This window comes from Streptomyces sp. NPDC019443, from assembly GCF_044389785.1.
Classification (GTDB): domain Bacteria; phylum Actinomycetota; class Actinomycetes; order Streptomycetales; family Streptomycetaceae; genus Streptomyces.
The window spans coordinates 475,175-488,540 of the sequence record NZ_JBIRYJ010000005.1 but is presented as its reverse complement, the minus strand read 5'-3'; the positions used below and the strand labels follow the sequence as shown (position 1 = coordinate 488,540).

12 protein-coding genes are annotated in these 13,366 nt (G+C 69.1%); 3 read left to right on the top strand and 9 right to left on the bottom strand.

All coding sequences use genetic code 11. The features are described 5' to 3' along the window. Positions 1–43 precede the first annotated feature (43 nt). The 9 genes from ACH492_RS19565 to ACH492_RS19525 all read right to left on the bottom strand — a co-directional run bounded on the left by ACH492_RS19565 (position 44) and on the right by ACH492_RS19525 (position 10,297). Positions 44–382, bottom strand: a complete 339-nt coding sequence (locus ACH492_RS19565; protein WP_307664220.1) for a metal-sulfur cluster assembly factor — start codon at positions 380–382, stop codon at positions 44–46. Further along, positions 379–843: a Fe-S cluster assembly sulfur transfer protein SufU gene (gene sufU, locus ACH492_RS19560; protein ID WP_398988139.1), complete on the bottom strand. Its 465-nt coding sequence runs from the start codon at positions 841–843 to the stop codon at positions 379–381. The genes ACH492_RS19565 and sufU overlap by 4 nt, the downstream gene beginning before the upstream one ends. A gap of 11 nt (positions 844–854) precedes the next feature. Continuing rightward, on the bottom strand, positions 855–2,111 hold the full coding sequence (locus ACH492_RS19555; protein WP_398988137.1) for a cysteine desulfurase: 1,257 nt from the start codon (positions 2,109–2,111) through the stop codon (positions 855–857). Beyond that, positions 2,108–2,872, bottom strand: coding sequence for a Fe-S cluster assembly ATPase SufC (sufC, locus tag ACH492_RS19550; RefSeq protein WP_389187221.1), 765 nt, complete (start codon positions 2,870–2,872; stop codon positions 2,108–2,110). Before sufC ends, ACH492_RS19555 begins: the two co-directional genes overlap by 4 nt. Positions 2,873–2,879: 7 nt before the next feature. After that, positions 2,880–3,197, bottom strand: coding sequence for a bifunctional 3-phenylpropionate/cinnamic acid dioxygenase ferredoxin subunit (locus ACH492_RS19545; protein WP_398988134.1), 318 nt, complete (start codon positions 3,195–3,197; stop codon positions 2,880–2,882). Next, complete coding sequence (sufD, locus tag ACH492_RS19540; protein WP_398988132.1) at positions 3,197–4,378, bottom strand: Fe-S cluster assembly protein SufD; 1,182 nt, start codon at positions 4,376–4,378, stop codon at positions 3,197–3,199. Before sufD ends, ACH492_RS19545 begins: the two co-directional genes overlap by 1 nt. A 71-nt stretch (positions 4,379–4,449) precedes the next feature. Then, complete coding sequence (gene sufB, locus ACH492_RS19535; RefSeq protein ID WP_398988130.1) at positions 4,450–5,871, bottom strand: Fe-S cluster assembly protein SufB; 1,422 nt, start codon at positions 5,869–5,871, stop codon at positions 4,450–4,452. Next, complete coding sequence (locus ACH492_RS19530; protein ID WP_398988128.1) at positions 5,868–6,596, bottom strand: helix-turn-helix transcriptional regulator; 729 nt, start codon at positions 6,594–6,596, stop codon at positions 5,868–5,870. The genes sufB and ACH492_RS19530 overlap by 4 nt, the downstream gene beginning before the upstream one ends. 143 nt (positions 6,597–6,739) lie before the next feature. Further along, positions 6,740–10,297: a S8 family serine peptidase gene (locus ACH492_RS19525; protein WP_398988126.1), complete on the bottom strand. Its 3,558-nt coding sequence runs from the start codon at positions 10,295–10,297 to the stop codon at positions 6,740–6,742. Positions 10,298–10,478: 181 nt separating this feature from the next. Here ACH492_RS19525 and ACH492_RS19520 point away from each other — a divergent pair, with 181 nt between their 5' ends. The 3 genes from ACH492_RS19520 to ACH492_RS19510 are packed head-to-tail and all read left to right on the top strand — an operon-like array spanning position 10,479 to position 13,364. Beyond that, positions 10,479–11,405: an ABC transporter ATP-binding protein gene (locus tag ACH492_RS19520; RefSeq protein ID WP_398988124.1), complete on the top strand. Its 927-nt coding sequence runs from the start codon at positions 10,479–10,481 to the stop codon at positions 11,403–11,405. Beyond that, positions 11,402–12,169, top strand: a complete 768-nt coding sequence (locus ACH492_RS19515) for an ABC transporter permease (protein WP_398988122.1) — start codon at positions 11,402–11,404, stop codon at positions 12,167–12,169. The genes ACH492_RS19520 and ACH492_RS19515 overlap by 4 nt, the downstream gene beginning before the upstream one ends. A gap of 49 nt (positions 12,170–12,218) precedes the next feature. Next, on the top strand, positions 12,219–13,364 hold the full coding sequence (locus ACH492_RS19510) for a hypothetical protein (RefSeq protein WP_398988120.1): 1,146 nt from the start codon (positions 12,219–12,221) through the stop codon (positions 13,362–13,364). Positions 13,365–13,366 lie beyond the last annotated feature (2 nt).

Here is a 13,366-nt window from a genome sequence, read left to right as displayed (position 1 = left end):
GGCGGGCATGGCCGTTTTCTGGAACTCAGCCGGTCTCAAACGCTCAGACGTTGAAGCCCAGCGCGCGCAGCTGCTCGCGCCCGTCGTCCGTGATCTTGTCCGGGCCCCACGGCGGCATCCAGACCCAGTTGATCTTCAGCTCGTTGACGAGGCCTTCCGTCGCCGACTTCGCCTGGTCCTCGATCACATCGGTCAGCGGACAGGCCGCGGACGTCAGCGTCATGTCCAGCGTCGCGACATTGGAGTCGTCGATGTGGATGCCGTAGATCAGGCCGAGGTTGACGACGTCGATGCCCAGCTCGGGGTCGACGACGTCATACAGCGCCTCGCGGACCTCTTCCTCGGAGGCCGGCTTCAGTGCGGTCCCTGCGTTCTCAGTCATGCCGTCTTCCTCTCGGGGGCCTCACCCAGCGCCTGGGCGGTCGCGTCCTTCCACGCCATCCAGCTCAGCAGCGCGCACTTCACGCGGGCCGGGTACTTGGAGACGCCGGCGAACGCGACCGCGTCCTCCAGCACCTCCTCCATCGCGTCGTCCGGCTCCAGCTGACCCTTGGACTGCATCAGCTCCAGGAAGGTCGCCTGGATCTTCTGCGCCTCGGCGAGCTCCTTGCCGACCAGCAGCTCGTTCAGCACGGACGCGCTGGCCTGGCTGATGGAGCAGCCCTGGCCCTCGTACGAGATGTCAGCGATCAGCGAGCCTTCGTACCGCACACGCAGAGTGATCTCGTCGCCGCAGGTCGGGTTGACGTGGTGCACCTCGGCATCGCCATCCCGCAAGCCCCGCCCGTGCGGGTGCTTGTAGTGGTCCAGGATGACGTCCTGGTACATCGAATCAAGCTTCACGTCCCAGCCCTTCAGCCGAAGAAGTTCCGTACGTGCTCCAGCCCGTCGATCAGCGCGTCGACCTCCGCGGGCGTGGAGTACAGATAGAACGACGCCCGCGTGGTCGCAGGAATTCCGTACCGCAGGCAGACCGGCCGCGCGCAGTGGTGGCCGACCCGGACCGCGATGCCCTGCTCGTCGAGGACCTGGCCCACGTCGTGCGGGTGGATATCCCCAATCGTGAACGAGATCGCGGCACCGCGCTCCTCGGCCGTGGTGGGGCCGATGATCCGCAGGTCCGGGACCTCGAGCAGCCGCTTCACCGCGTACTCGGTGAGGACGTGCTCATGCTGGGCGATCTTGTCCATGCCGATCGCGGAGAGGTAGTCCACGGCCGCGCCGAGGCCGACGGCCTGGGCGATCGGGGGCGTACCGGCCTCGAACTTGTGCGGCGCGGGGGCGTACGTCGACGAGTGCATCGACACGGTCTCGATCATCTCGCCGCCGCCGAGGAACGGCGGCAGGTCCTCGAGCAGCTCCTGCCGGCCCCACAGCACGCCGATGCCGGTCGGGCCGCACATCTTGTGGCCGGTGAAGGCCACGAAGTCGGCGCCGAGCGCCTGTACGTCCAGCGGCATGTGCGGCGCGGCCTGCGAGGCGTCGACCAGGACCAGCGCGCCCACGTCCTGAGCACGGCGCACGAGCGCCTCGACCGGGTTGACCGTGCCCATGATGTTGGAGACCAGCGTGAAGGAGACGATCTTCGTCTTCTCGGTGATGATCTCGTCGATGTTGGACAGGTCGAGCCGGCCGTCGTCGGTGAGGCCGAACCACTTCAGCTTCGCGCCGGTGCGCTGCGAGAGCAGCTGCCACGGCACGATGTTGGAGTGGTGCTCCATCTCCGTGATGACGATCTCGGTCTCGTGATCCACGCGGTAGGGCTCGTCGGCCCAGCCGAGCATGTTGGCCACGAGGTTGAGCGACTCGGAGGCGTTCTTGGTGAAGATCACCTCGTCGCGGCTCGGCGCGTTGATGAAGGCGGCGACCTTGTCGCGGGCGCCCTCGTACAGCGCCGTGGCCTCCTCCGCGAGCACATGAATGCCGCGGTGGACGTTGGCATTGTGCTGTTCGTAGTACTCGCTCAGCACATCGAGCACCTGGCGCGGCGTCTGTGACGTCGCCGCGTTGTCCAGGTACACGAGCTTCTTCCCGTCATGGATCAAGCGGTCCAGGATCGGGAAGTCCTTGCGGATCGCCTCGGTGTCGAGGAGGCCCGGCAGCTGTGTCACGCGGATACGCCACCCTTCGTGTATGCCTCGTAGCCCTCGGCCTCGAGCTTGTCGGCGAGCTCGGCGCCGCCGGACTCGGCGATACGTCCGTTCGCGAAAACGTGCACGAAGTCGGGCTTGATGTAGCGCAGGATGCGCGTGTAGTGCGTGATCAGCAGGGTGCCGACCTCGCCGGACTCGTGGACGCGGTTGACGCCCTCGGAGACCTGACGCAGGGCGTCGACGTCCAGGCCGGAGTCGGTCTCGTCGAGGATCGCGATCTTCGGCTTGAGGAGCTCCAGCTGAAGGATCTCGTGGCGCTTCTTCTCACCGCCGGAGAAGCCCTCATTGACATTGCGCTCGGCGAAGGCCGGGTCCATCTGGAGCTGCTCCATGGCGGACTTGACCTCCTTCACCCAGGTACGCAGCTTGGGGGCCTCGCCGCGGATCGCGGTGGCGGAGGTGCGCAGGAAGTTGGAGACCGAGACGCCGGGGACCTCGACCGGGTACTGCATGGCGAGGAACATGCCGGCGCGGGCGCGCTCGTCGACGGTCATCTCCAGGACGTCCTCGCCGTCCAGGGTCACGGTGCCGCTGGTGATCGTGTACTTGGGGTGACCCGCGATGGAGTACGCGAGCGTCGACTTGCCGGAGCCGTTGGGGCCCATGATGGCGTGGGTCTCGCCCTGCTTCACGGTCAGGTCGACGCCCTTGAGGATCTCCCGGGGGCCGTTCTCGGCCTCGACGGAAACGTGCAGGTCGCGGATTTCAAGCGTTGCCATGGGTGACTCAGGACTCCTGGGTGACGGAGACGAGCACATCGTCCCCTTCGATCTTTACGGGGTATACGGGGACGGGGCGCGTCGCGGGAAGGCCGGACGGCTTGCCGGTGCGGAGGTCGAAGCTGGAGCCGTGCAGCCAGCACTCGATCTGGCAGTCCTCCACCTCGCCCTCGGACAGCGAGACGTTCGCGTGCGAGCAGATGTCATTGATCGCGAACACCTCGCCCTCGGTTCGGACGACCGAAACCGGCGTGCCGTCGAGTTCCACCCTCTTCGGGGTGTCCTCCTCCAGCTCGCTCAGCGCACAGGCTCGTACGAAGGACATCAGACCGACGCCTCCAGCTCCGCGTCGATCTTGGCGAGCAGGCGCTCCTCGACATCGGGCAGGCCGATCTTCTGGACCAGCTCGGCGAAGAAGCCGCGGACCACCAGACGGCGGGCCTCGTCGGCCGGGATGCCGCGGGACTGCAGGTAGAAGAGCTGCTCGTCGTCGAAGCGGCCGGTGGCGGAGGCGTGACCCGCACCGACGATCTCGCCGGTCTCGATCTCCAGGTTCGGCACGGAGTCGACCCGCGCGCCGTCCGTGAGGACGAGGTTGCGGTTCATCTCGTACGTGTCCGTGCCCTCGGCCTTGGCCTCGATCAGGACATCGCCGATCCAGACAGCGTGTGCGTCCTGGCCCTGGAGGGCGCCCTTGTAGGCGGCGTTGGAGCGACAGTGCGGGGCATTGTGGTCGACCAGCAGACGGTGCTCCTGGTGCTGGCCGGCGTCGGTGAAGTACAGGCCGAAGAGCTCGGCCTCGCCGCCGGTACCGGCGTACTGGACGCGCGGGTGGAGGCGTACGACGTCGCCGCCGAAGGTGACCACGATCGACTTGAAGGAGGCGTCCCGGCCGACCAGCGCATTGTGCTGGGAGACATGGACGGCCTTGTCGTCCCAGTCCTGGACGGAGACGACGGTGAGCTTCGCTCCGTCGCCCAGCAGGAAGTCGACGTTGGCGGCGACGACCGCGTCACCGGTGTGGTCGATGACCACGACGGCCTCGGCGAACGCGCCGAGCTCGATGACCTGGTGGGCGAAGGCGGTGCCGCCCTCGCCGTGCACGGCGATCCGGACCGGCTCGGTGAGCACGGTCTCCTTGGGCACGGTGACGACAGAGGCCTTCTCGAAGGAGGAGTACGCCTGGGCGGCCACCCGGTCCACCGGGGTGCCGGCCCGGCCGATCCGCGCGTCGTCACGGCCGACGGTCTCGACGACGACGCCTTCGGGGGCGTCGATGTCGACCTTGATGCCGGTGCCGTTGGCGACGGCGGTGCCGTCGTGCAGACCGCGCAGCCGCTCCAGCGGAGTGAAGCGCCACTCCTCCTCGCGGCCGTGCGGAACCGGGAAGTCCGCCACGTCGAAGGACGGGGGCGCACTCATGCGGGTGGCGACGGTCGACTCGGCGGCCACCGCGATCGAACCGGCAGTGGTGGACCCCGCCGGAATGTTCTGAGCCTCAGCCATGGCTGTCGTCTTGCTCTCTTCCTACGTCAGAAAAACAGTCGCTGCTCGGGACGGCGGGCCGTCAGGCTGTGCTAGCCCACCGAGCCCTCCATCTGCAGCTCGATCAGCCGGTTGAGCTCCAGCGCGTACTCCATGGGCAGTTCCTTGGCGATCGGCTCGACGAAGCCGCGCACGATCATCGCCATCGCCTCGAACTCGGTCATGCCGCGGCTCATCAGGTAGAAGAGCTGGTCCTCGGAGACCTTGGAGACGGTCGCCTCGTGGCCCATGGACACGTCGTCCTCGCGGACGTCGACGTACGGGTAGGTGTCGGACCGCGAGATCGTGTCGACCAGCAGCGCGTCACAGAGCACATTGGACTTCGCGCCCGGCGCGCCCTCGCCGATCTCGATCAGACCGCGGTAGGACGTACGGCCACCGCCTCGCGCCACCGACTTGGAGACGATGTTGGACGAGGTGTTCGGGGCCATGTGGACCATCTTGGCGCCGGCGTCCTGGTGCTGGCCCTCGCCCGCGAAGGCGATGGACAGGGTCTCGCCCTTGGCGTGCTCGCCCATCAGGTAGACGGCCGGGTACTTCATGGTGACCTTGGAGCCGATGTTGCCGTCGACCCACTCCATGGTCGCGCCCTCGTACGCCACGGCGCGCTTGGTGACCAGGTTGTAGACGTTGTTCGACCAGTTCTGGATCGTCGTGTAGCGGCAGCGGCCGCCCTTCTTGACGATGATCTCGACGACGGCGCTGTGCAGCGAGTCCGAGGAGTAGATCGGGGCGGTGCAGCCCTCGACGTAGTGGACGTAGGCGTCCTCGTCGACGATGATCAGCGTCCGCTCGAACTGGCCCATGTTCTCCGTGTTGATACGGAAGTAGGCCTGCAGCGGGATGTCGACCTGCACGCCCTTCGGCACGTAGATGAACGAGCCACCGGACCACACGGCCGAGTTCAGCGAGGCGAACTTGTTGTCGCCGACCGGGATGACGGTGCCGAAGTACTCCTGGAAGAGCTCCGGGTGCTCCTTCAGCGCGGTGTCCGTGTCCAGGAAGATGACGCCCTGCTCCTCCAGGTCCTCACGGATCTGGTGGTAGACGACCTCGGACTCGTACTGGGCGGCGACGCCGGCGACCAGGCGCTGCTTCTCCGCCTCCGGGATACCGAGCTTGTCGTACGTGTTCTTGATGTCCTCGGGCAGGTCCTCCCAGGACTCCGCCTGCTTCTCGGTGGACCGCACGAAGTACTTGATGTTGTCGAAGTCGATCCCCGACAGGTCCGAGCCCCAGCTCGGCATGGGCTTCTTGCCGAACAGCCGCAGACCCTTCAGGCGCAGCTTCAGCATCCACTCCGGCTCGTTCTTCTTCGACGAGATGTCGCGGACGACAGCCTCCGAGAGGCCGCGCTTGGCCGCGGCACCCGCCGCGTCGGAGTCGGCCCAGCCGAATTCGTACGTACCCAGGCCCTCGAGTTCGGGGTGGGCAGTCTCCGTGGGGAGAGTCATGCGGGGTTCCTCCCGGCCGTGCTTGCAGATGCTGATGGTGTGGTGGTCTTGGGGATGAACGTCGTGCAGACCCCGTCGCCGTGCGCGATGGTGGCCAGTCGCTGTACATGCGTCCCGAGTAGCCGCGAGAAGGTCTCGGTCTCCGCCTCGCACAGCTGCGGGTACTGCTCGGCCACATGAGCGACCGGGCAGTGGTGCTGGCAGAGCTGCTCGCCGACCGGTGCGTCACGCGCCGTAGCAGCGTACCCGTCGGCACTCAGAGCCTTGGCCAGCGCTTCGGTGCGCTGTTCGGGTGGCGCGGCCTCTATCGCCTTGCGGTAGGCCACCGCCTGCGCCTCGAGGCGGTCGCGGGCGAAGGCGGCGACGGCCGCCTCTCCGGCTGCCCCACCCCCTGCGGTCCGCTCGATCCAGCGGAGAGCCTCCACGGCCAGTGCGTCGTACGACTGGTCGAAGGCGTCCCGGCCGCAGTCGGTCAGCGCGAACACCTTGGCGGGTCGCCCACGGGTGCGTGCGCCGTAGACCCGCTGCTCCCGGGGCTCGACGACGTTCTCGGTGACGAGCGTGTCGAGGTGGCGGCGGACGGCGGCCTGGGTGAGGCCGAGGCGACCTGCGAGGTCGGCCACGGTGGACGGGCCGTGGTCCAGGATGGACCGCGCGACCCGGTTGCGCGTGGAGTGCTCACCGGTCGCGAGTTCCTCGTGCGGAGCCTCGCCGACGTTTTTCACAACGCCATTGTTGCGTAATTCCTCCGACAGTGACAACCGCCGTCCAAGGCGTGAACCGGTGCGCTTCATCACTAAGGGTTACCTAAGCGCAGGGCCCGTCCGGCACCTGCCGGACGGGCCCTGACCAGGGAATCACCGGGGAATTACCCGGCAAGATCCGGACGGTCGGTGACCCTGATCGAATTCACCAGAGTCTTGCCGGAATTAGCCACGAATCTGAGGTTGAGCTGCCCGTCAGTGACCTGGAGCGTGAAGGCCCGGTCGTGGGCGGTGCGGACACCCGCCTCCAGGGCCAGATCGAGGTTCGGCACGTACTGCGTCCCCTCCGCCATCACGTCGAAGACCCGGTCGGTCGGGTCCTTGGAGCTCAGCTCGGCGAAGCCCAGCTCGATCCGGTAGGTGCCGGCCGGGAGCCCGTCGAAGCGGTATTCGTACATGCCCTGCCGGGCGGTCCGGTAGAGCTTCGGATCCGCCGCGCCCGCGATACTCCGACTGGTGGACAGTTCCGTGGCGCTGCCCAGATATCCGTACGTGCCGGTGGCGTGCTTGCGGTCCGGGCCCCAGGTGTCGCCGAGCGCGTCCACCGAGGATCTGGTCGTGCCGGTGTCGATCGCCGTCTGATAGGCGGGCACGACCGCCTTCACCGGGATCTCGATCACCGGCCTGCGGCCGCTCTCGGACTTCACCTGCAGGGTCCCGGTCAGGACGCTGCCCGGGGCGGCCCCCGCGGTGTCGATGCTCAGCGCGATCTTCTGGGATGCGCCCGCCGCCAGGGTTCCGGTGCCGGGCGCCGCCTTGATCCAGCTCTTGCCGTCCTTCTCGGTGACCGTGAAGGGGGTGGCGGTGCCGGTGTTGGCGAGCGTGAGCGTGCGGCTGCGCTGTTGCGTCGCCGGTACGACGACGGTCAGAGCGGTGGAGTCGGCCGCGACCCGGCCGGTCGTGAGCGCGGCGTCCGACACCGCGATCTCGCCTGCCTTCGGGGTCTGGCGGGCGCCGGCGGCCGCATAGGAGGGGGCCGAGACGGCGATGTCGTACGAGGCGTCGGCGGGCACCTGGAGGAGATAGCCGCCGTCGGCGCCGGTGGTGTCGCTTGCGCCGGTCACGGCGACGGACGCGCCGGTGACCGGTTTGCCGTCGTTGGCGTCGGTGACCGTCCCGGCGAGGACGGCGCTCCTGGTCGTACGGAAGCCGATGCTCGTCCCGTCACGGACTGTGCCCTCGTTGAAGGAGTAGAGAAGCGCGTCGGTGCCGGTCGCGTTCTCGGCGCCGATGGTCGCGCCGGAGCCGTTCTCGAATCCGGTTCCGGAGATGTCCTTGTACTGGAAGGACGCGGAGCCGTCCTCGCCGAGGACCGCGGCGAAGGAGACCCGCTCGGCGGTGGTCGCCGCGATCAGCGCGTTGCGCCACTCGACGACGATCTTCCGGTGCGGGGCGGTGCCGGTCGCGGACCAGTACACGCCCGCGTCGGCGTCGACCGTGAGGTTGTCCCAGAACGGATAGAGCGAGCCGTTGGGGGCGAAGGTGGTGGGCAGAGTGGTGTTGCTGCTGGAGGTGGAGGCGGTCCCGAAGGAGAGCACCCCGTCGATGGACGCGCTCGCCGACCGGTAGGTGCGTCCGTAGAACGCCACCGGGAACGGCAGCTCGAAGGAGGCCGTGCCGAAGGTGGTGCTGGTGTACGCCAGCTTGGTGGCACCGGCCGGGAAGCCGCCTGCGCCCACCGTGCATGCGGTGCCGAAGGCGTCGGTCCGGTCGGGCAGGACGATGTCCTTGACCGTGTTTCCGGTGACCTCGACGCGGACGCTGGTGGCCGACGCGCAGCGGTGGCCGGGGGTGACGGCGAGGTCGTACGTGCCGACCGGGAGCCGCAGCGTGTATGCGCCGTCGGCGCCGGACTTGGTGGTGACCGGGGTGCCCTGGGCGGTGACGACGGCGCTCGCCTCGGCCCCGCCATGGCTGGTGACCTTGCCGGTGACATCGGCGGACGCGGCCTCGTCGAGCGCGAAGTCCTTGACCGTGCTGCCGTCCTCGACGACGGTGACGGCACCCTGGGCCGTGACGTATCCGAACTTGGCGACCCTGACCGTGTAGTCGCCGATCATCAGCTTCGGCAGGGCGTAGCCGCCGTCGGCGCCGGTGGTGACGGTCGTCTTCATCGGGCCCTCGAAGCGCAGGGTGGCGTCGGCGAGCGGGCCCGCGGCCGTGCTGACCTTGCCGCTGACCGCGCCGAGCGCGCCACGCGGGGCGGCGGTGACGGCGGCGTACGCGTCGAGGCGGCCCTCGCCGAAGACGTTGTTGTCGGCGGCCGTACCGCCGCAGCTGGTGTTGTCCACGTCGACGGCGGTGGAGTCGAGGAGCTTCTCGGTCTCGGCGACATTGCCGCGGATCGCGGGCGAAGCCGACCACATCAGCGCCACGGTGGCGGCGGTGTGCGGCGAGGCCATCGACGTACCGGAGATGGAGTTGTAGCCGCCGCCCGTCCAGGAGGAGCGGACGTTGACGCCGGGTGCGGCGAGGTTGGGCTTGAGGCCGCCTGCCTCACCGGTGCCCCGCGAGGAGAAGGACGCGATGGAGTTGTTGATGTCGAAGGCGCCGGAGGAGTACGAGTTCGTGTAAGTGCCGGGCGAGCCCGAGGTGTTGCAGCCGGGGCCGCTGTTGCCGTTGGAGAACGCCGGGAAGATGCCCGCGTCCCGCCACGACTGCACGACCTCCTTGTACCAGGGGTCCAGGACAGTGCTGCCCCAGGAGTTGTTCACCACGTCCGGTGCGAGGTCGGGGCGGGGGTTGGCGCCTGCCGGGTCGGTCGGAGCGACGATCCACTGGCCGGAGCGGAGCAGCGAGTCGCGGCTGCAGGAACTGGACTCGCAGCCCTTGGCGGCGATCCACTTGGCGTCGGGGGCGACGCCGACCTGATTGCCCGCGCCGTCGTCGCCGACCATCGTGCCCATGGTGTGGGTGCCGTGGCCGTTGTTGTCGCAGGGGGCGGTGCCGGTGCAGACCTTGGCCGGATCGAACCAGTTGTAGGCGTTGTCGTAGCTGCCGTCGGACTTCAGCCCGCGGTACTTCGCCTTGACGGCCGGGTGGTCGAACTGCACGCCTGAGTCGATGCTGGCGACGACCACTCCCTCGCCGCGTACGCCGAGCTCGGACCAGACCTTGGGGGCGTTGATCCGGTCGATGTTCCACTCGACGGCGTCCAGGCGCGGTTCGTTCTTCCCCGGCAGCGGGTCGGGGATGGTGATCGGGTCGTCGGCCTCGAGCGCGGCGACGTCGGTGCGCGCCGCGATCTTCTCGGCGAGCGCCTTGTCGGCGGTGACCTTGAGGGTGTTGGCGATCCAGAAGGACTCGTAGCGGACGCCCGCGCTGTCCAGCAGGGCCCTGAGCGGGGCCTGGGACTTTTTGGCGTACGCCAGCTTCGTCTCGTAGAGCGTGCGTGCCTTGGCAGTCTTGCCCTTGGCCCGGCGGGCGGCCGAGGTGTCCGCCTCATGCGTCAGGGCGACCCAGAAGGTCGCCCTGTCTTTGGCGTCGAGCTGCGCGAGGACGCCGGCCTCGGTCTTGATCCGATACGCGGAGGGACCGGAGGGTAAGGCGGCGTCGGGGTCCTGTGCATGCGCGGGGGCGGCGCCGAGGGCGATGGGCAGGGCTACGGATATGGCGGTCAGGGCAGCGAGTGCTGCCCGCCGCCCCGGTCTGCGACTAGCCACGAACGCTCCTTCGTGAGTGGGTTCGTACCGACACTCGATCGTGAAGGAGTTGGCAGGTTCATGTGAAGAACGCCTCAATAGTCAGTTCAGGCCATTCCTGTCCCGGGTGTCCCTGCCCTTCTGCGGGAGGCCCCGGGCCCCGCCCCCCGGCGGCCTTGCCACCCCGCCTAGACTTCCCGGCATGCGAAGCGAGCCCGTCGTCCAGATCCGGGGACTGGTCAAGCGGTACGGATCCAAGACGGCCGTGGACGGCCTCGACCTCGAGGTCCCCCAGGGCTCCGTGACCGCCGTCCTCGGCCCCAACGGAGCGGGCAAGACCACCACGGTCGAAACCTGCGAGGGCTACCGCCGCCCCAACGCCGGAACAGTTCGGGTCCTCGGCCTCGATCCGGTCGCCGACGCCGCGAAGCTGCGACCCAGGATCGGCGTGATGCTCCAGTCCGGCGGCGTCTACTCCGGCGCCCGCGCCGACGAGATGCTCCGCCACATGGCGAAACTGCACGCCCACCCGCTGGACGTGGACGCGCTGATCGAGCGGCTCGGCCTCGGCAGCTGCGGCCGTACGACCTACCGGCGGCTCTCCGGAGGCCAGCAGCAGCGGCTCGCCCTGGCGATGGCCGTCGTCGGCCGCCCCGAACTGGTCTTCCTGGACGAGCCGACCGCCGGTCTGGACCCGCAGGCCCGCCGGTCCACCTGGGGGCTCGTACGCGAACTGCGCTCGGACGGCGTCTCCACCGTCCTCACCACCCACTTCATGGACGAGGCCGAAGAGCTGGCGGACCATGTCGCGATCATCGACGCGGGCAAGGTCGTCGCCGAGGGCAGCCCGGAACAGCTCTGCCGCGGCGGCGCCGAGAACACGCTGCGCTTCACGGGGCGGCCCGGCCTGGACGTCGGCTCGCTGCTGAAGGCGCTGCCGGACGGCACGGAGGCGGCGGAGCTCACGCCCGGCGCGTACCGGATCACCGGCCAGGTGGACCCGCAGCTGCTGGCGACCGTGACGTCCTGGTGCGCACAGCACGGCGTGATGCCGGACGGCATCTCGGTCGAGCGCCACACCCTGGAGGACGTGTTTTTGGAGCTGACCGGCAAGGAGCTGCGCTCATGAGCGTCGGTACGTACACCCCGGCGCCCGGCGCCGCGCCACTGCCCCGCATGATCGCGGCGCAGACAGCGTTCGAGACGAAGATGCTGCTCCGCAATGGCGAGCAGCTGCTGCTCACCGTCATCATCCCCTCGCTCCTGCTGGTGCTGTTCTCGACCGTCGACATCATCGACACGGGAGAAGTCAGGGCGGTCGACTTCCTGGCCCCCGGCGTCCTCGCCCTCGCCGTGATGTCCACCGCCTTCACCGGGCAGGCCATCGCGACCGGCTTCGAGCGGCGGTACGGAGTCCTCAAGCGGCTCGGCACCTCGCCGCTCCCCCGCTGGGCGCTGATGACCGCCAAGACGCTCTCGGTCCTGGCCACCGAGATCCTCCAGATCGTGCTGCTGACCGTGATCGCGTTCGCGCTCGGCTGGTCCCCGGACGGCAACCCTCTTTCCGTACTGCTGCTGCTCGTCCTCGGCACCGCCGCCTTCTCCGGCCTCGGTCTGCTGATGGCCGGGACGCTCAGGGCCGAGGCGACGCTGGCAGCCGCCAACCTGGTCTTTCTGCTGCTCCTGGTGGGCGGCGGTGTGATCGTGCCGCTGGACAGGTTCCCGGACGGCGTCCAGTCGGTGCTCGCGCTGCTGCCGATCTCCGCGCTTTCGGACGGTCTGCGCGATGTCCTCCAGCACGGTGCCGCGATGCCGTGGGGCGATCTCGGCATCCTCGCCGGCTGGGCAGTGCTTTCACTGGGCGCGGCCGCCCGGCTCTTCCGCTGGGAGTGACGCACGCGCCAGGATGAGCCCGCTGAGATCCGCACGGTGGGAGGCCTCGATGGACCGGACTGCCGCGCTGCGACTGGACGCGGAATGGGCCAAGGTGAGGTCCGGCAGGGCCGGCGTCTCACCCGGCGAGCGCGAGCGCATGCTGACGGATCTGATCGCCGCGCTCGCCCCGCACGCCGATGACGATCTCTCGCTCGCCGCGAGGCTGAGCCTGCGGTACGGCGACCTGGCGCGGCACCACTTCGACACCGGCCGGCGCGAGGACGCGCTGAGTGCCGTCGGCGAGGCGGTCCGGCGCTGCGCGGAACCGGCCAGGCACGACGAGGAGCACGCCCGCTGGTACGCCAGGGCGCTGATCAACCAATCCGTGTATCTCGCCGAACCGCTCAGCGACGAGCTCGGCATGCCGCGGTACGCCTTCCACGCGAACGGGGAGCAGCCCCCGCCCGTTGACCGCGAGGACGGGCTCGCAGCGCTGGCTGCCACCCGCCGGGCCATCGAGGTCTGGGAGAGCCTGGACGGATCGAAGCCGCGCAACCGGGAGGGCCTCGCTCAGGCCCATGTCTTCCTGGGCGACCGGCTGGAGGAGCTGGGAGAGCCGGTGGACGCGGCGGCCTGGGCGGTACGGGCTGAGCGCGAGTTCCAGACCTTGTGGTCGGCGGCTCCCGAAGCACCCGATGCGCCCGGAGCAGCCGATGCGCCCGATGCGCGCGCGACCGCCCATGCCGCGGCCCTCGAGCACCTCGGCGACCAGTTGGAGCGCAGGCTGCGACGCTGTCCCTTCGACGGCGGTCTGACCCGGCTGCGGGAGCAGGACCTGCTTCCGGAGCGGCTGCTGCCGCTGGCGGTGGTGGCGGCGCGTATAGAAGGCGTGGAAGCGGACGCGATCGCCGAGGGGCTGCGGCTGGACGGCACGGAGGTCCGCCGGATCCTGCGGGCGCACTCCTGGCGTGCGGTGTGGCGGTTCGACGTCCAGGAGGCCGACGGGACCTGGACCCCGATGACATACCCCTGGCGCGGCAGGGACGCGGTGGCCGACCGCAGCGCCGAGGCGGTCGCCGCCGAGCTGACCGACGCGTTCCTGCACTCGCCCGACCGGCCGCCGCCGTCGGTGCACTGGCGGATCGCCGTGTGGTGGGAAGAGGAGGACCACCTCGACGGCGCGCGCTTCCGGCTGACGTACGCACCGCCCTGACC

Excerpts from the sequence above, each read along its gene's own strand:
- ACH492_RS19565 (WP_307664220.1), bottom strand. The coding sequence starts at position 382 with ATGACTGAGAACGCAGGGACCGCACTGAAGCCGGCCTCCGAGGAAGAG.
- sufC (WP_389187221.1), bottom strand. The coding sequence starts at position 2,872 with ATGGCAACGCTTGAAATCCGCGACCTGCACGTTTCCGTCGAGGCCGAG.
- ACH492_RS19545 (WP_398988134.1), bottom strand. The coding sequence starts at position 3,197 with ATGTCCTTCGTACGAGCCTGTGCGCTGAGCGAGCTGGAGGAGGACACC.
- sufD (WP_398988132.1), bottom strand. The coding sequence starts at position 4,378 with ATGGCTGAGGCTCAGAACATTCCGGCGGGGTCCACCACTGCCGGTTCG.
- sufB (WP_398988130.1), bottom strand. The coding sequence starts at position 5,871 with ATGACTCTCCCCACGGAGACTGCCCACCCCGAACTCGAGGGCCTGGGT.
- ACH492_RS19520 (WP_398988124.1), top strand. The coding sequence starts at position 10,479 with ATGCGAAGCGAGCCCGTCGTCCAGATCCGGGGACTGGTCAAGCGGTAC.
- ACH492_RS19515 (WP_398988122.1), top strand. The coding sequence starts at position 11,402 with ATGAGCGTCGGTACGTACACCCCGGCGCCCGGCGCCGCGCCACTGCCC.
- ACH492_RS19510 (WP_398988120.1), top strand. The coding sequence starts at position 12,219 with ATGGACCGGACTGCCGCGCTGCGACTGGACGCGGAATGGGCCAAGGTG.